Genomic DNA, 16,037 nt, shown 5'->3' with positions numbered 1-16,037 from the left:
TGGCGCTGGCCTTTTTGCTCCTCGTTGCGCTGACGCTCCTCCAATCATAGCGTTGCCTCCGCGTAGTCGTTGCGCATGCGCTGCAGCCGTGCAATGCTGCGCGCAAACCCTCCCGGTCGGTTGCGCGCGTGCCAGATCGCCTCAAACTCCGGCAACAATTTGTCCGCCTCCTGCAGCAGCCACTGGCGCAGGGCGTCGTTCTCGACGCGGCGTTCGATGTTCAGCGCCCAGAGCGCGCGCCAGCAGGCGTGACGCAACATGTCGGCGGCCCAGGTGAACTCCCGTTGAATCAATTCGGCGTCATCGCGCTGCATGGATGCATTATGAAGATTGCCCATGATGCCGTCGATGGCGTCGAGCACAGCGCGCAGCCGTTGCGGCAGGTCGCCGACGGCATTGGCGCGCAGCCATTCGACGATCTGCGCCGGCGTGGCCTGGAGAATGCGAAAAAGGATGCTGGCGTTGTGCATCGTCACGCCGGTGAGACGATAGACGTCGCCGAGATCGTAGGCGAGCCTCCCCATGATGCCCGTTTCGTCGCGAAAGGCGAAGCGGCTGAGCGCATCCTGAAGGGGGAGGGCGCAATTGGCGTCATGCGCCCAGGCGTGCGCCGCGCCAACCGCCAGCCCCAGATAGCTGACCGGCAAGGGCTGCCAGTGGCCGTGGTCGCCCCAGTCGGTGTTGAGCAGGCCGACCGCACCGTGTTTGAGACCGTTGGCAGCAGCGTTGCGGATGTTTTCGATGGCGTTGGTCGTGCGTCCGGCGATGGAGTTCCAACTCGACGTCCCAGGGCAGACATAGAAGGGAATGCCGGAGGCGGCGAAGAGCGCGCCATGCTCGTCGAAGGGATGGTTGGCTTCGTAGCCCCACTCAAGTGCAACGACGTCACGCGGCAGCTCGGCAACCAGCTCCGGATGTTCGACGATGATGTCGCCCCAAAACTGCATCGTATAGCCGCGACTCTGCACCTCTCGATGAATCTTGCGCAAGAAATTCAAATAAAGTCGACCGACGCCGATCTCCTCCGCCAGTCCCCGGCTGCGACCTTTTCCCAGATCGATGGTCTCGTCGCAGCCGACGTTGAACTGGCGGCTGCTGAAGTTCGGCAGCAATTCATCGTAGAGCGAACGGAGAAAGTTCAGGCTCTCTTCCGTCGGTTGCAGGCTGAACGGCTTGTCGCGCGGGCCCCACGGCGTGTCGCATCCCTCCGGCGCCTCGGCGAGATGGATGTACTCGGGGCGCACCAGCCATTGCTCGAGATGGCCGAAGGAGTTCTGATTGGGGACGAGCTCAATAAAACGCTCCTTGCAGAAGCGATCCAGCTCCACGATTTCTTCGGCGGTGAACGGTGAATCCTCCTGCCAGACGGTCGGATGGTTGCGATAGGCGAAAATATGCTCGAAATAGATCTGGAGCTGGTTGATCTTCCAGGAGGCGAGCAAGTCCACCAGTTCCAGCAGCGTCGCCATTGTGGGAACCTTGTCGCGGCTGACGTCGAGCATGACGCCGCGGTTGGGGTAGTCCGGCCAGTCATTGCAGCGCAGCGTAGGAACCTGACGGCCGCACTGGGCGAGCAACTGACGCAGCGTCTGCACGCCGTAGAAAAGGCCGGCGGGCGTGGACGCAACCAGGTGTATCGCCTCTTGGGCGACGGTGAGTTGATAGCCCTGTGGGTGAACGGTCGCGGAAGGCGTGACGGTGAGCACGGCGCCGATCTGCTCCGCCGGCGCGGTCGCTCCGCCGACGATCTCCCAATCCACTCCAGGGATGGCGTGGAGCGCCTGCTGCAGCTGCCGCGCGGCCAACCAATTTTCATGAACCGCCGGGGCCTGGACGCAGATCAAAGCGTTTGCTTTGAGTGGAAACGCCTCGCCCAAAAATTCGAGACGCCGCGGATTCGGCAAAAAGACGAAATCTCGGATCATAGTATGTTTCTCCCTAACGCAATCTTTCAGGTGGTAGAGCTTTCAGGTGACAGGAGCGCCGTCTGCTCCGCCACCATGGCGATGAAGTTGCGCAGGATGCGCAGGCCGACGGTGTGACTCTTCTCTGGGTGAGGCTGCACGCCCCAGGCGTTGCGATAGCGCACGATGCTCGGGTAATCGATGCCGTAGTCGGTCGTCGCCAATACAGCCTTCGGATCGGCGGCGTCGCAGTAGTAGCTGTGCGCAAAATAGGCGTAGGCGCCGTCCGGCACGTGGTCGAGCAGCGGGTCGCGCTGGCGAAGATGGAGTTGATTCCAGCCGATCTGGGGCACGCGCAGGCTGCGTCCTGGATGGATGGGATCGGGCATATCGTCTGGAAAACGTCGCACTGCGCCGGGGATCAGATGCAATCCTTCATGCTGGCCCATCTCCTCGCTTGAGTCAAAGAGGAGCTGCATTCCCACGCAGATGCCAAGCAGAGGCACGCCGCTGTGCACGGCGTCGAGCAGCGGCCGTTCAAAGCCTTGGCGACGCAAGTTGTTGACACTGTCGCCGAAGGCCCCCTGGCCCGGCAGAACGATGGCCCGCCAGCGGGTGAAATCGGCCGGCCGCTCGACGATGTCCACCGCAATGCCAAGCGGGGCGGCGACCGTCTCGAACGCTTTGTACACGCTGCGCAGGTTGCCTACGCCGTAATCGATGATGGCAATCATGATTGAATCCCTCCAAGCTATGCAGCATCGTGGTCCGGCGTCATGAGCGCCAGATTGCGCACGATCGGCGGCGGGAAGCGCCTGTTGGCGATCGCCATGGTCAGCTCGCGGATCTGCTGTTCCGCGTGCTCCGCCTCCACCGGCGAAATGAGGCCGGACTTCACCGCTTCGTCGAACTCTTCTTCATGCAGGACGGTGACGCGCGCGTCCTCGGTGATCCACAGCCCCAACAAGAGGTTCAACATCGTGAAGCCGCGACCTCGGTGCGGCAGCGCCATGCCGATGCGCGCGTACATGCCGATCGCCCGTCCGAGATTGTCGAAGTATTTCTCGATGACGTGCTGCCCGTTCGCCAACCAGAAGCGAAACCAGATATAGCCGGGTGCGGCGACGACGTGGTGATTGATGCGTTGAACGGCGGCATCGGGGGCGCAGGTGGCGCGTTCGACCAGGAGATCGCTCAACCACTCGGCGCGGTAGTCGATCAGCCCGGGATGGCGATTCCATTCGCCGCTGGCGATCATTGTTAACGATTGACCCATGATGTCGATGACCCTGTCGTCAGCCGCCCTCCGTTGTCTAATATTTGCGCACAATGGCGCGGTAGGCAAGCGGCTCGCGATATTGAATGAGCTGTCGCTCCTCGCGCACGACCCGCACCTGATCCAGGTCGATGGTGGCGACGGCGTAGCCTTCGATCGGCTGGTCGAGCACCGTGTAAATCTCCGCCGAGGGGCCGACCAGCAGGCTATCCCCCATAAAACGCATGGTTGGCTCTTCGCCAACCCGATTGGCGGCGGCGACAAAGATAGAGTTTTCGCAGGCGCGGCTGATCAGATGCGCCCGCCATGAGTCGGCGTATTGCTCCTCCCAGTTGGCGCTCAGCGTCACCAACTCGGCGCCGTCGAGGGTCATGCAGCGGGCCGCCTCCGGGAAAGCCAGGTCCGTCCCGATCATCAACCCGAAGCGCCCCCATTCGGCGTCAACGATCTGGAAGCGGAAGCCGTTGCGATAGACTTGGCGCTCTTCACCCAACAGATGGACTTTGCGGTAATCCGCCACAACGTCGCCCTCCGGCCCCAGACAGACGACGCCATTATAAAGGATGCTCTCCACCTTCTCCTTGATCACCATGCCGAAGACGACATAGACGTTGAAATCGTTGGCGCGCTTGGCCAGATAGTTGGTGGCGTGGCCGGGCACGCGTTCGGCCAGGTCGGTGGCGCGCAGCCCCAGCTCCGCGCCTGTGTAGCTCAGTTCCGGAAAAACGATCAAATCTGTGCGCTGTTCGGTGCAGATTTTTTCGATAAAGTCGCCCATCTTGCGCAGGTTCGCCTCCGGGTTGGCGAGCTCCGGCGCCATCTGCACCAGAGCGACGGTCACTTCACGCGGCATACAAATCACTCCTGACGGCCTGGTGGTGTTGAGAAATGTTGCTCTCGCCCCGCTTGCGGAAACAATCCTACGGAAGCGATGCAATAATTTCACGATCATAGCACAAGATGAAAAATTCACCACTTTGGCGCATCTGCGGTACAATGCTTGCGATGGATCGCCGGGGGGCCGACAAGCGCTGTGAAAGATTTCAGGGAAAAGTGAAGAGACCATGCAGAACAGATTGAGACACTGGATGAGCAGAGCCTGGCTGGTGCTGTTGGTGGCGGGGATCGTGATTGCACTCGATCAGTGGACGAAAGAGCTGGTGCGCCGCTCTATCCCGGATTACACGTCGGTGATTCCAATCCCGGCGCTGGGAGAATATTTCATCTTCGAGCACGTCCACAACTACGGCGCGGCCTTCGGCATTCTGCAGAACATGGGCAATCTGTTCATCATCGTCGCCATCGTCGTCGTGGTCGGCATCCTCGCCTACGTGCGCTATTTGCCGACCGAGGACTGGCCGGTGCGTCTACTCTTGGGATTGATGTTGGGCGGCGCGGTCGGCAACGTCATCGACCGCATCACGCAAGGCTACGTCACCGACTTTATCAAGATGGGCATCCCCGGCGTCTACTACTGGCCCAACTACAACATCGCCGACAGCGCCATCGTCATCGGCGTGATCGGGCTGGGCCTCTACGTCGTCATCGACGACGTGCGCAAACATCGCCGACAGAAGGCGCAGGAAAGCATCGAGGAAGCGATCGAACGCGGGTAGTGCACAGCCCTCGCTTTTCTCCGACCATGCCCGCCGCAGAGAGCGTAGCGCCCTGGATATTTCAAGTTGAGAGCGATGCAGGTCAGCGTCTCGACCGCTGGCTGGCCGACCGCTTGCCTGAGCGCAGCCGCAGCGAAATTCAGCGCTGGATTCGCCAGGGGCTTGTGCGCGTCGACGGTCAAACGGTGAAAGCAGGCCAACGCGTCGAGCCGGGGCAGCAGATCGTCGTCGAGGCGCCGCCCCCTCCGGCGGAAAGGGCGCTGGAGCCTGAAGCCATCTCGCTCGCCATCGTCTACGAGGACGACGATCTCCTCGTCATCGACAAACCGGCGGGCATGGTGGTCCACCCTTCGCCGGGGCATGGCAGCGGCACCCTCGTGCACGCCGTGCTTCATCATTGTCCGCAGATCGAAGGGGTCGGCGGGGAACAGCGGCCAGGCATCGTCCATCGGCTCGACAAGGACACCTCCGGCCTGATCGTCGTCGCCAAGCACGACTATGCGCATCGCTATTTGCAGGCGCAATTCAAGGATCGCACCGTCTATAAGCAATACCTGGCGCTGGTCGAAGGCCGCCTGACGCCTGCGCGCGGCCGCATCGACGCGCCCATCGGGCGCCATCCTACCCATCACACTCGCCAGGTCGTCCTGCCGCCCGACGCCCTCTCCGGCGTTTCGTCCGGACGCGAGGCGGTCACCGACTATGAAGTGCTCGCCGTCTACGCTGCGCCGCTGCAGGGCGCCGGCAACGCACTCGCCACCTTCTCTCTGGTGCGCGCCGAGCCCCACACCGGCCGCACGCATCAGATCCGCGTCCACTTCGCCTGGCTCCAGCATCCGGTCGTGGGGGACGTCCTCTACGGATTCAAACGGCAGCGCCTGGTCTTGAACCGCCACTTCTTACATGCGCACAAGTTGCGCTTGCGCCTCCCCGGGGACGGCGAAGTGCATGAATTCACGTCGCCGCTGCCGCCCGATCTTCAAGCCGTGTTGGATCGATTGCAGAAGCTCTGAAGGCTGCACTATCCCGGCTTGCGCGCTGTTTTTCTAGAAAGCCCGGAACTCTCGAAAGACGACGGAGAATCCCCTAGCTCATAAGGTGGCGATCAGAATCCCGGCGACGACGCACAGAACGCCGAGCACCGTTTTCCAGGTCATCGCCTCATGCAAGACCAGGGCGGAGAGGATCAAGACCAACGCCAGGCTTGACTTGTCGATGGCTGCCACGATGGCTGTCGGGCCGCTCTGCAGGGCGCGGAAATAAAAAAGCCAGGACAGGCCGGTGGCGACTCCCGATAAAACCAGAAACAGCAAGGTGACGCGGTTCACCTCGCCGAGCTGATGAATTTCACCTGTAGCTGCGACCCATCCCCATGCAATCAGCAGAATCACGATGGTGCGCACGGCGGTCGCCAGGTTGGAGCTGACGCCCTGGACGCCCAACTTCGCCAGGATCGTGGTCAGGGCGGCGAACAGGGCGGATAAAAAGGCGAAGAAAAGCCAAAGATTGCGACTGTCAACCATGAGATTACTCCTTCGGATCGAGTGCATCGCGTAGGCCATCGCCTACAAAGTTGAAGGCGAGCACAGTGATAACAATCATCAGGCCCGGGAAAAAAGCGATGTGAGGATAGCGCAGGATATAGGCGCGGCCATCGGCGAGGATGGCGCCCCAGGAAGGCGTCGGCGGTCGCACGCCAAGGCCCAGGAAGGAAAGGGCCGCCTCCAGAATGATGATGCCTCCGACGCCGAGCGACGCCAACACGATCACCGGCCCCATGACGTTGGGGATGAGATGACGCCAGATAATGCGCCAGTTGCGCACGCCGGAGGCGTAGGCCGCGAGGACGAAGTCGCGTTCGCGCAGGCTCAGCACTTCGGCGCGCACGACGCGCGCATAGCGAGACCAGACGGTCACGCCGATCACGATCACCGTCGTCAGAAGGCTCGGACCCAGGACGGCGGCGAGAACGATCAAGAGCGCAATGATGGGGAAGGACATCAGTGTGTCGATGATGCGCGAGAGCACCGTGTCGACCCAGCCGCCGAAAAAACCCGCCAGCGCGCCGACGACCACACCGATCACCACAGAGATGATCGTGGCGCCGACGCCGGCGATCAGCGCGATGCGCGCGCCGAAAATGACGCGGCTCAGTAGATCGCGGCCCAAATGGTCGCAGCCAAAGGGGTGCTCCCTTGAAGGAGGGCAGCCGCGCAGGCTGGTGTCCATATCGTTGATCGGGTCATAGGGCGCCACAAACGGCGCAAAGAGGGCGATGAGCGTAATGAAAGTCAAAAGGCTTAACCCGACCAGCGCCACGCGATTGGCGGCGAAGCGCCGCCAGGCGTTCTCCAGTTCGGAGCGATGCCTGGATTCCATCGCAGCTGCAGACAACCGGGTTCGCGAAGAAGTGACGGCCATGTTCGATCTCTAACGGCTCAGACGAATGCGAGGATCGATGAAGGCGTAGACCAGATCGGTGAGCAAGTTGGCGACGACGACCAGCACGGCCAGGATGACGACGAGCGACTGCACCACCTGATAGTCGAGACGAAAGACCGAGTCGGTGAAGAGGCGCCCGACGCCGGGCAAGGCAAAGATCGTTTCGACGACAATGGTGCCGCTCAACAGGAAGGCGATATTGAAACCGATGACCGTCACCAGCGGCAGCAAAGCGTTGCGCACGGCATGGTTGAGGATCACCGCCCGTCGCGACAGCCCCTTGGCTGTGGCTGTGCGCACATAGTCCTGTTTGAGCGCCTCGATGGTCGAACTGCGCATGACGCGCGTAAACACCGCCATCTGCTCGACCGCCAGCACGATAACCGGCAAGATAAACCCCTGCCAGGACTTGAGGCCGAAGGGTGGCAGCCAGCGTAACATCAGCGAAAAGACAATGATCAGCATCAACGAAAGCCAGAAATTGGGCGTCGCCACGCCGACCACCGAAATCACCGAGGAGCTATAATCCACGATCGAATTGCGCTTGACCGCCGCCCAAATCCCCATCGGCACCGAAAAAAGCAGCGCCAGCGCCATCGAATAGAGATTCAGCTGAGCGGTGACGGGGATCGCCTCGAAAATCATATCTCGCACCGGCACGCCTGTGCGGATGATCGACTCTCCAAAGTTGCCCGTAAGCAGGTTGCCCATCCAGATCAGATATTGTTCGGGATAGGATCGGTCAAGCCCCCAGCGGGCGCGGATCGCTTGAATTTGATCCTCTGAGATGCGCACCTGCCCCTCGCCAAGGAGCAGATAGACCGGGTCGCCCGGCATCATGCGCATCACGACAAAGGTGAGCAGGCTAATGAGAAAGATGACAATGACGCCATGAAAAAGACGGACGGCGACGTAACGTCCCATCGTTCATCCCATAGAACATGCAGAATTTTGCAGTCGTCTGCTTCCAGGAAACAGGCTTGTGCACGTCGAAAATGACAAAAAATGACGTCCGTGAAAATCCCATTGCCTGGCGGGGAACTCTAAAGCAAGGACGCCTTAAAACCAAGAGAGCATTTCATGTCATCTTCCAGGAAGCTTCAGAGCTTCCCGGAAGATGAGCGTAGAGACTTCTGTGAATCGCAACGCAAACCCTGTTCGAGCTTCTCGCCAGGTGCAAACGCCGCCATTCTATCATCGATGGTTCGCATCCTGGAAGAATGACCCTCTTCAGAACTTATTCCTCCAGCCACCATTCGTGGGCGCGGTAGTAGAAGACCGTGGAGGACTTTGGATTCTGTGGCAGGCCCTTGACGCGATTGCTGAAAACGTTGATCCATTCGTCGTACTGAAGATAGAGACAGGGCACTTCCTCGACGAAGATCGCCTGAATCTGATCGTAGATCTTTTTGCGTTCGTTGGGATCGACGATCTGCAGCCCTGCTTCGATCAACCGATCCATTTCCTCGTTCTTGAACTGGTTGAAATTGTTGCCGCCCTTGGAATGCAACGTCGCAAAAGGATCCGGCTCCAACGCGCCGCTGTTGTACGTCCAGTTGAAGATGGAGCTTTCCAACGTGCCGGCGCGCAACCCTTCCAGGATGGAAGCAACGGGCGCCTCGGCGAGCTGCACTTCGACGCCGATCTCTTTGAAGACCTGCTGCGCAAACTCAGCGATCGGGCGCCGCGCCTGATCGCCCGTGATCGTGGTCATGGTGAAGGAGAGACGGACGCCGTCCTTCACGCGCACCCCGTCAGCGCCGGGAGTCCAGCCTGCCTCGTCAAGCAATGCTCGGGCTTTCTCTACATCGTAAGGGTACTTCTTGACGGTCGGGTCATAGTAAAAGCTCGTCGGCGGGATGTTCGAATGCGCTACGGTGGCGGCTCCCTGCCAGAGATCGGCGATGATCTTCTCGCGATCCAGCGCATGCATCATGGCCTGGCGCACGCGTTTGTCCGAGAGCTGCGGAACGGAGTTGTTCAACGGGAAATGCTTGATTGAGTTGCCCAGCGTGCGCAACAGGGTGTAATTCGGGTCGTCGGCGAAGCTCAGGCTATCTTCGACCAGCAAGGGCCAGACCGAAGAGTGGGCGTCGCCGGTCTGCAGAGCGATCGTGCGCACGGAGGGCTCGGGCACAACCTCCAGCCGAATGACATCGATGTAAGGACGGCCGCGGAAGTGATCGTCGAAAGCTTCCAGCTCCGTGTATTCCGCAGCGCGCCACTCCTTGAGTTTATAGGCGCCCGTGCCGATCGGCGCCGTGCGATAAACGCTTTCGCCAACTTCGGCGTGGTAGGTGGACTGAACGATCGGGAAAGAAGCCCAGTTCACCAGCGATGCCGCATTGACGCTGTCCATCTTGACAACCACTGTGTAGTCGTCAGGCGTCTCGATCTCGCCCACGCCGGTGAAAAGGCCGGCCCGCACGGCGCCATGGTCTGGATTGCGGTAGTAATCCCACGTGTACTTCACGTCTTTGGCGGTGAAGTCGCTGCCGTCGTGGAACTTGACGCCCTGTTTCAGTTTGAAGGTGTAGGTCAGGCCATCCTCGGCGACTTCGTAGGATTCGGCCAGCACAAGCTCCAGCTCGTTATATTCGTTGTAATAAAGCAGAGGATTGTGAATGTTGTTGATCAACACCGCCTGCACATCGGGGCCGGCGTCGTCCGGACTGAGGCCGGCGACTTCCTGATGTCCTAACCAGACCATGACGCCGCCCCGTCTTGGGGCCTCGGCGGCCGGCGCTTCGCCTGCAGCGGGCGCGGCGGCAGGAGCGCCTCCCGTCGGCGCCGCCGCAGGAGCGCACGCCGCCAGGAAAAGGGCCGCCGATCCTCCCACTGCAGTGTAGCGCAGAAAATCACGGCGCGAGAGTTTGCGCCCATCCTCACGCCCGCCTCTCGTTTCTGCCGTCATCTGGAATCCTCCTTCTGGTGTGTGGTGGCTCAAACGATCGGAAAACCACGTTGAGAAATACAAGAGAAAAACTATGAAGATTGCATATGAAGATTGCACTTCATAGAGAACTACATATGGAAGAAATGCTTGCGCTGTCGCCGGAATTTGCACAGAGTCTACAATCAACAGGGACAGACTGTCAACTTGTGGCAAAATTCGCCGTGTCTGTGGTACACTATGCAATATAGAAGGACGAAACAAACCTTTCAAGCGTCACACTCAACCTTTACCAAGCAAAAACTATCAAGCAAAAACTTCGACCAACCGATCACCGCAATTTGATAGAAAGGATGGACGTCTGTGTCTGTTCCGCCGCTCACCCACCTGTGGTTAGAAGCGCCGATCTCTGACGAGGCGCTGGCGCGGTTGCCCGCCGGGGTGCAGGTGCTCTACGCCGAAGACTCACCCCCGATCTATCGCAATGCAGCGCCCGCACAGGCGATCATCGCTTCGTCTCAGTTGCGCTACGATGCTACGGTGATGGATGCCTGCCCCAATCTGCGTCTGATCGCCCGCACCGGCATCGGAGTGGACAACATCGACCTGGATGCGGCCACGGCGCGTGGCATCGTCGTCACCAACACGCCGGACGGCCCCACCGAATCGACGGCGGAGCACACGGTCGCCATGTTGCTGGCGTTGGCCAAACGGCTCAAACAGGGCAACGAGAATCTGGCCGCCGGCAAATGGGGGCCGCGCACCGGCGTTTTGCTCGGCGACGAGGTGCAGGGCAAGACCCTGGGGCTGGTCGGGCTTGGGCGCATCGGCCGCCGCGTCGCCGAAATCTGCCGGCTCGCCTTTCAGATGCGCGTGCTCGCCTACGATCCTTACTTGCCCCCCGAGAGCGCTGCAGCGCTTGGCGTGACGCTGGCGCCGCTCGATGAGGTGATCCGTCAGGCCGATTTTCTTTCTTTGCACGCGCCGGCGACCCCCGAGACGGTCGGGCTGATGAACGCCGAGCGCATTGCGCAGATGAAGCCGGGCAGTTATCTCCTCAACCTGGCGCGCGGCGCCCTCGTCGATGAGGCGGCGCTGCTCGATGCGCTGGACCGCGGCCATCTCGCCGGCGCCGGCGTCGACGTTTTCGCCGTCGAGCCGCCGCCGCCTGACCACCCGTTGCGCAATCATCCTGCGGTCGTCGCCACGCCGCATTTTGCTTCGGTGACCAAAGAAGGGCGTCTGCGCATGGAGCAGATGGCCATGGATCGTCTGCTGGCCTTCTTCCGGGGCGAAAAACCGGCGGACATCGTGAACCCTGCCGTATGGCCTGTCGCGTAGGCGCGTCAACGCAAGTCAGGACGGAGTCTATATGAGCGCGCTGGACAATTACCTGCAACGCAAATCTGCTGTGCTGGCGCAACGTCGGGCCGACTTCACCGCCTCACCGGAAAAAGCCACGGTGCGCATTCAAGCCCGCTCGTGGGTGGCGGGTGAGGCAGGCGCTCGTCCGGTTAAAATGGGCGAGACGCTTTTTATCACCGATTCTGCGCCTGCGCTGGCCGGACATGGCCTGGGGCCGACAGCGCCAGAGATGCTGCTCGGCGCGCTGGCGAGCTGTCTGGTGCACACTTATCTGATCCAGGCGGCGCTGCTGAACGTTCCACTCGACGGCGTGGAGGTGGAGGTGCAGGGCGCCGTGCCGATGGAAGGCGTCGTGGGTCTGCCGTATGAAAGACCGCCGCAGATCGAAGCGATCGTGTACACGGCGCACGTGCGCTCCTCTGCGCCGCCCGAAACCATCGCGCGCATGCATCAGGCGGTGGAGGAGACCTGTCCGGTGTTGAATACGTTGCGTTTCCCGACCAGCGTTGTGCGTCATGAAGCGAAAGAAGACTAACACCGGGGCGAAGTCTGGTCTATGGTCTATGGCTAAAGAGCTCAATCTGCGCTATACGCGACAGGAGTCGCAACCATAAAAATCGACTTGGAAAGGAGCTGTCATACAATATGGGCTGGTCAATCAGGATTGCGCGCATCGCAGGCACCGAGGTCAAGATCCATCTGACGTTTTTCCTGTTGCTCGCCTGGATCGGGCTGGTCTATTATCTCCAGGGAGGGCCAGGCGCAGCCGTCGAGGGGGTCATTTTCATTATCTTGCTCTTCGGCTGCGTGTTGTTGCATGAGTTTGGCCATGCGCTGGCGGCGAAGCGATACGGCATTCCGACGCCAGACATCACGCTGCTGCCCATCGGCGGCGTGGCGCGTCTCCAGCGCATCCCGGACAAGCCACGTCAGGAGCTGGTCGTGGCGCTGGCCGGGCCGGCGGTCAATGTCGTCATTGCATTCCTCCTCTTTCTTTGGCTTGGCCGTGCGGCCAGCCTCGAGGAGCTGACCCGCCTCGAAAGCCCCCAGCTCAACATGGCGGCCAAGCTGATGGCCGTCAACGTCTGGCTGGTGCTCTTCAACCTGATTCCGGCCTTTCCGATGGACGGCGGTCGCGTGCTGCGTGCGTTGCTGGCAATGCGCATGAATTATGCACAGGCGACGCAGATCGCAGCCAGCATCGGCCAGGGAATCGCCTTCTTGTTCGGTTTTTTGGGCCTCTTCTTCAATCCCCTGCTCATCTTCATCGCCCTCTTTATCTACCTGGGCGCCTCGCAGGAAGCTGCGCTGGCGCAGATGCGCGACGTCGCACGCGGGCTTCCGGTCTCGGCGGCGATGGTGACCGAGTTCAAGGCGCTGCCGCCGAGCGCCACGCTCAACGACGCCATCGACCTGCTGTTGCGCACCTCTCAGCATGAGTTTCCGGTGGTCGACGCCACGGGAAGAGTGCACGGCATCCTGACCCGCGACGCCTTGCTGGCGGCGCTGCGCCAGAATGGCCTGGATACGCCGGTGCGCGAGGCGCTGCAAGGCCAGGGGGAACTTCCGCTGGTCTCCTGGCGAGCGCCCTTCGATGAAGCGTTTCAAGAGATGCAGGCGTGCGGCTGCCCGGCGCTGCCTGTGGTCGACGACTATGGACGTCTGGTGGGTCTGATCACCCCAGAGAACGTAGGCGAGCTGATGATGGTGCAGTCGGCGCTGAAGAAAAACGAACGGCTTGCATGGCGTCCCGCAAACGGCTGAGCAGATCCGACGCCTTCCGTCGACTTTCTATCGTCCAGATGGCGTAGCTCCTGGGGAAAGAACCGGTTTGTTCATTTTCCTGAGAAAGATTAAGGTGCGTTCGATATGATTGACAAGAATGATGTGCTTGAGATTCGCAATCATCTGGCAGACTTGCAGCCGCCGGTGCTGTCACTCTATGTGGAGGTGAACCCGGCCCAAACGTACAACGCGCGTCGCGCCTGGGCCATCCGCGCCAAAAACAGCGTCAAAGAGCTGGGATTGCCCCAAACGCTCGAAGCGGTGGTCTTCTCCGCCATCGAGCAAGAGCTGGCGCCGGAGGCGCGTACGCTGGCCATCTTTGCTGCAGTGGAGACTCGCAGCAAACGCGTCGAGATGGATGTCGTTCGCATCCCCCTCCACATCGATCTGCCCATCGTCGACCTCGCCCATGGTAGGGTGGAGGCGCGCTGGGGTGAGCCATACTTTGCACCGCTGCTCTATGCGTTGGATGAGTACGAGCGAGTCGGCGTCATCTGGCTGCGCGGCGAAGGTTGGAGATTCTTCGAGGTGTTTTTAGGCGAGATCGAAGAACACACGGAGGTCTTCTGCGAAATTGAGCCAGAAGTGTGGAAAGAGCTTCAGGAGTTCGATCCCGGTCGGGTGCGCAGTCTGGCGCAGGCGCGCACGTCCGGCAGCCGCGATCGGTTTTCCCAACGCATGGAAACGGTCGCCTATCGCTACCTGAAGCGGTTGGCCGACCTGACGGAGCGCGGGGTCGCCGCCATGGAGATTCATCGCCTCGTCCTGCTCGGCCGTGAAGAGTCGACGAAGACCTTTGTTCAGATGCTTTCGCGCAGCATGCGCGAGAGCATCGTCGCGCAGATTTCCGACCTGCCGGTTCCGCAAGCTTCGCCGGCAGCGGTGTTGGAAAAAGTGCTGCCTGTGTTGATGCAGGTGGAGCGAGAGCAGGAGATGGCGTTGCTTCAACAAATTCAAGAGCAGCCCGGCGTCTGGGGGATCGATCCGACGCTCGATGCGCTGCAGGCAGGACGACTGAGTGTGCTGGCGGCGCCGTGGCAGCTCGATGAGCAGGTCTGGATCTGTTCGAACGGTTTGATGGCCGGAACAAAGCAGGCGGCCAGCCTCTTTTGCGACGGAGAAGAGCCGCAGCCGATTGCGCTGCGAGACGTCATCGTGGAGGCATGCGCCGCCTACGCCACGCGGTTGGAATTCGTATCCGGCCCTGCAGCGGAGAAACTGCTCAACGAGATGAAAGGGATCGCCGGGCTTTTGCGCTGGTAGAGCGTTCAGAAGTGGGCGCCCACGCTTCAGATCGTTCAGGCTTCATGAGGAGAGCGCCTTTCTGGAGTTTGACGAAGGGGCGGGAAGCCGTTAGTATTCACTTTCCAGGCACCCCCCACCTGCGAACGGTGCTGTGTTTTTCAAACAGTCATCTTTGAATCAGACGGATTGGAATCAGACGGATAGGAGGAGGCAACCATGCGCCGTCATTGGACAATTGGATTTACTTTGATGATGGTCATTGCGCTGATCGCGGCGGCGTGCGCTGCGCCGACTGCGCCGGCGCCTGCGGCGCCCGCTCCGGCGGCCGGCGAAGGTGCGGCGGCGGGCGAGCAACCCCTGCGCATAGTTCATTTCGTCAACGGTGTGCTGGGCGATAAATCTTTCTTCGATTCGGCGCAGCGCGGCGTCCAACGCGTGGCTGACGAGTTCGGCGCACAGACCAAGACGATCGAAGCGGGCATCGACCCCACGGGCTGGGAGGCCGCATTGATCGACGCCGCCGCCAATGAAGAGTTCGACATCATGATCGTCGGCACGTTCCAGATGGTGGAGTATCTGGAAAGGCTGGCGCCGCAGTACCCGGACAAAAAGTTCTTCTTATATGATGCACCCGTGAACTATGAGGGCGAAGCGTGCGCCCCCAACAAGTGCGCCAACGTCTATTCCATTCTCTACAAGCAGAATGAAGGCTCGTATCTGGCCGGCGTGTACGCTGCGGCGATGACCACGCAAGACATCGAGGGCATGAATCCCGAAGCCATCATCGGCTCGGTCGGCGGCCAGGAGATCCCCGTGATTCTCGACTTCATGGTCGGCTATGAGCAGGGCGCCCGCGACACCAATCCGGATATCCAGGTGATTCGCCAGTTCGCAGGCGGCTGGAACGACCCGGCCAAGGGCAAAGAGCTGGCCAAGGCGCAATACAGCCAGGGCGCCGACATCGTCTTCCAGATTGCGGGCGGCACCGGCCAGGGCGTCTTCGAGGCCGCGGCGGAGGATGGGCGCTACGCCATCGGCGTCGACTCGGACCAGGCGTTGATCATCGAGAGCGCCAACCCGGAGCAGGCGGCGCGCATTCTCACCTCCATGATGAAGAATGTCGACAACTCGATCTACCGTGGGGTCAAGCTGCATCTGGAAGGAACGCTGCCCTACGGAACTGCGGAAGCGCTCGGCATTGCCGAAGGCGGCGTCGGTCTGGCGCGCAACAAGTACTACGAGGCGATCACGCCGGACGAGGTGAAGGCGCTGGTCGACGAGGCGGAACGGAAAATCCTCAACGGCGAGATCGTTGTGGACACGGCATTCCGGTAATGTCTGTCGGGGGCTACGGGGTTTTCCTGATTTTCAGGTCTATGCGGAGCGTTGTCGTTCATCCACCAGGGAGTTCGAAGCTCCCTGGTGGATGACGGCTTCACCTGGAAATCAACAGGGTCTTGGAGATTGAGAGAGACTGCGCATGGAATTGCACCATCCTCGTATCCCATCGC

15 protein-coding genes are annotated in these 16,037 nt (G+C 60.8%); 7 read left to right on the top strand and 8 right to left on the bottom strand.

Annotated features, from left to right (window positions below):
* Positions 1-44: 44 nt before the first annotated feature.
* From Q0367_RS14305 to Q0367_RS14290, 4 genes are read right to left on the bottom strand one after another with little or no spacing between them, the layout of a single operon-like run.
* A complete protein-coding gene (locus Q0367_RS14305; protein WP_298983048.1) occupies positions 45-1,925 on the bottom strand; it encodes a glycoside hydrolase family 20 zincin-like fold domain-containing protein in 1,881 nt (626 codons plus the stop codon).
* Positions 1,926-1,951: 26 nt separating this feature from the next.
* A complete protein-coding gene (hisH, locus tag Q0367_RS14300; RefSeq protein WP_298983046.1) occupies positions 1,952-2,638 on the bottom strand; it encodes an imidazole glycerol phosphate synthase subunit HisH in 687 nt (228 codons plus the stop codon).
* 17 nt (positions 2,639-2,655) lie between these two features.
* Complete coding sequence (locus tag Q0367_RS14295; RefSeq protein ID WP_297634211.1) at positions 2,656-3,180, bottom strand: hypothetical protein; 525 nt, start codon at positions 3,178-3,180, stop codon at positions 2,656-2,658.
* A 37-nt stretch (positions 3,181-3,217) separates the two neighbouring features.
* Entirely contained in the window at positions 3,218-4,033 is an 816-nt protein-coding gene (locus tag Q0367_RS14290) for a carbon-nitrogen hydrolase family protein (RefSeq protein WP_297634214.1), read from the bottom strand.
* A 235-nt stretch (positions 4,034-4,268) separates the two neighbouring features.
* Here Q0367_RS14290 and lspA point away from each other — a divergent pair, with 235 nt between their 5' ends.
* Both lspA and Q0367_RS14280 read left to right on the top strand, forming a co-directional pair.
* On the top strand, positions 4,269-4,796 hold the full coding sequence (gene lspA / locus Q0367_RS14285) for a signal peptidase II (RefSeq protein ID WP_297634217.1): 528 nt from the start codon (positions 4,269-4,271) through the stop codon (positions 4,794-4,796).
* Positions 4,796-5,809 carry an RluA family pseudouridine synthase gene (locus Q0367_RS14280; RefSeq protein WP_298983043.1) on the top strand — a complete coding sequence of 338 codons (1,014 nt, stop codon included), beginning with the start codon at positions 4,796-4,798 and terminating at the stop codon, positions 5,807-5,809. The genes lspA and Q0367_RS14280 overlap by 1 nt, the downstream gene beginning before the upstream one ends.
* Before the next feature lie 78 nt (positions 5,810-5,887).
* On the opposite strand, the gene Q0367_RS14275 is transcribed toward Q0367_RS14280, so the two are convergent.
* The 4 genes from Q0367_RS14275 to Q0367_RS14260 form a co-directional block, all read right to left on the bottom strand.
* Positions 5,888-6,319 carry an EamA family transporter gene (locus Q0367_RS14275; RefSeq protein ID WP_298983041.1) on the bottom strand — a complete coding sequence of 144 codons (432 nt, stop codon included), beginning with the start codon at positions 6,317-6,319 and terminating at the stop codon, positions 5,888-5,890.
* Positions 6,320-6,323: 4 nt separating this feature from the next.
* Complete coding sequence (locus Q0367_RS14270) at positions 6,324-7,175, bottom strand: ABC transporter permease (protein WP_298983037.1); 852 nt, start codon at positions 7,173-7,175, stop codon at positions 6,324-6,326.
* A gap of 51 nt (positions 7,176-7,226) precedes the next feature.
* Positions 7,227-8,162 carry an ABC transporter permease gene (locus tag Q0367_RS14265; protein ID WP_297634229.1) on the bottom strand — a complete coding sequence of 312 codons (936 nt, stop codon included), beginning with the start codon at positions 8,160-8,162 and terminating at the stop codon, positions 7,227-7,229.
* A 313-nt stretch (positions 8,163-8,475) separates the two neighbouring features.
* Positions 8,476-10,152, bottom strand: coding sequence for an ABC transporter substrate-binding protein (locus Q0367_RS14260; RefSeq protein WP_297634232.1), 1,677 nt, complete (start codon positions 10,150-10,152; stop codon positions 8,476-8,478).
* Between the two features lie 342 nt (positions 10,153-10,494).
* On the opposite strand from Q0367_RS14260, the gene Q0367_RS14255 reads away from it, so the two are divergent.
* The 5 genes from Q0367_RS14255 (at position 10,495) to Q0367_RS14235 (ending at position 15,861) form a co-directional block, all read left to right on the top strand.
* A complete protein-coding gene (locus tag Q0367_RS14255) occupies positions 10,495-11,472 on the top strand; it encodes a hydroxyacid dehydrogenase (protein ID WP_298983034.1) in 978 nt (325 codons plus the stop codon).
* Positions 11,473-11,503: 31 nt separating this feature from the next.
* Positions 11,504-12,031 carry an OsmC family protein gene (locus Q0367_RS14250; protein ID WP_298983031.1) on the top strand — a complete coding sequence of 176 codons (528 nt, stop codon included), beginning with the start codon at positions 11,504-11,506 and terminating at the stop codon, positions 12,029-12,031.
* A gap of 110 nt (positions 12,032-12,141) precedes the next feature.
* Positions 12,142-13,260: a site-2 protease family protein gene (locus Q0367_RS14245; RefSeq protein WP_297634241.1), complete on the top strand. Its 1,119-nt coding sequence runs from the start codon at positions 12,142-12,144 to the stop codon at positions 13,258-13,260.
* Positions 13,261-13,365: 105 nt separating this feature from the next.
* Positions 13,366-14,544, top strand: coding sequence for a VLRF1 family aeRF1-type release factor (locus Q0367_RS14240; RefSeq protein WP_298983029.1), 1,179 nt, complete (start codon positions 13,366-13,368; stop codon positions 14,542-14,544).
* 198 nt (positions 14,545-14,742) lie between these two features.
* On the top strand, positions 14,743-15,861 hold the full coding sequence (locus Q0367_RS14235; RefSeq protein WP_297634247.1) for a BMP family protein: 1,119 nt from the start codon (positions 14,743-14,745) through the stop codon (positions 15,859-15,861).
* Positions 15,862-16,037: the final 176 nt, after the last annotated feature.

It is taken from the genome of uncultured Caldilinea sp. (genome assembly GCF_937128415.1).
GTDB lineage: Bacteria > Chloroflexota > Anaerolineae > Caldilineales > Caldilineaceae > Caldilinea.
This window is presented reverse-complemented; position numbering and strand designations above follow the sequence as displayed.

What these genes read in the sequence shown, in the direction of transcription:
- Q0367_RS14270 (WP_298983037.1), bottom strand. Translation starts at nt 7,175, where the DNA reads ATGGAATCCAGGCATCGCTCCGAACTGGAGAACGCCTGGCGGCGCTTC.
- Q0367_RS14260 (WP_297634232.1), bottom strand. Translation starts at nt 10,152, where the DNA reads ATGACGGCAGAAACGAGAGGCGGGCGTGAGGATGGGCGCAAACTCTCG.
- Q0367_RS14265 (WP_297634229.1), bottom strand. Translation starts at nt 8,162, where the DNA reads ATGGGACGTTACGTCGCCGTCCGTCTTTTTCATGGCGTCATTGTCATC.
- Q0367_RS14290 (WP_297634214.1), bottom strand. Translation starts at nt 4,033, where the DNA reads ATGCCGCGTGAAGTGACCGTCGCTCTGGTGCAGATGGCGCCGGAGCTC.
- Q0367_RS14295 (WP_297634211.1), bottom strand. Translation starts at nt 3,180, where the DNA reads ATGGGTCAATCGTTAACAATGATCGCCAGCGGCGAATGGAATCGCCAT.
- Q0367_RS14235 (WP_297634247.1), top strand. Translation starts at nt 14,743, where the DNA reads ATGCGCCGTCATTGGACAATTGGATTTACTTTGATGATGGTCATTGCG.
- Q0367_RS14245 (WP_297634241.1), top strand. Translation starts at nt 12,142, where the DNA reads ATGGGCTGGTCAATCAGGATTGCGCGCATCGCAGGCACCGAGGTCAAG.
- Q0367_RS14305 (WP_298983048.1), bottom strand. Translation starts at nt 1,925, where the DNA reads ATGATCCGAGATTTCGTCTTTTTGCCGAATCCGCGGCGTCTCGAATTT.
- hisH (WP_298983046.1), bottom strand. Translation starts at nt 2,638, where the DNA reads ATGATTGCCATCATCGATTACGGCGTAGGCAACCTGCGCAGCGTGTAC.
- lspA (WP_297634217.1), top strand. Translation starts at nt 4,269, where the DNA reads ATGAGCAGAGCCTGGCTGGTGCTGTTGGTGGCGGGGATCGTGATTGCA.
- Q0367_RS14250 (WP_298983031.1), top strand. Translation starts at nt 11,504, where the DNA reads ATGAGCGCGCTGGACAATTACCTGCAACGCAAATCTGCTGTGCTGGCG.
- Q0367_RS14240 (WP_298983029.1), top strand. Translation starts at nt 13,366, where the DNA reads ATGATTGACAAGAATGATGTGCTTGAGATTCGCAATCATCTGGCAGAC.
- Q0367_RS14275 (WP_298983041.1), bottom strand. Translation starts at nt 6,319, where the DNA reads ATGGTTGACAGTCGCAATCTTTGGCTTTTCTTCGCCTTTTTATCCGCC.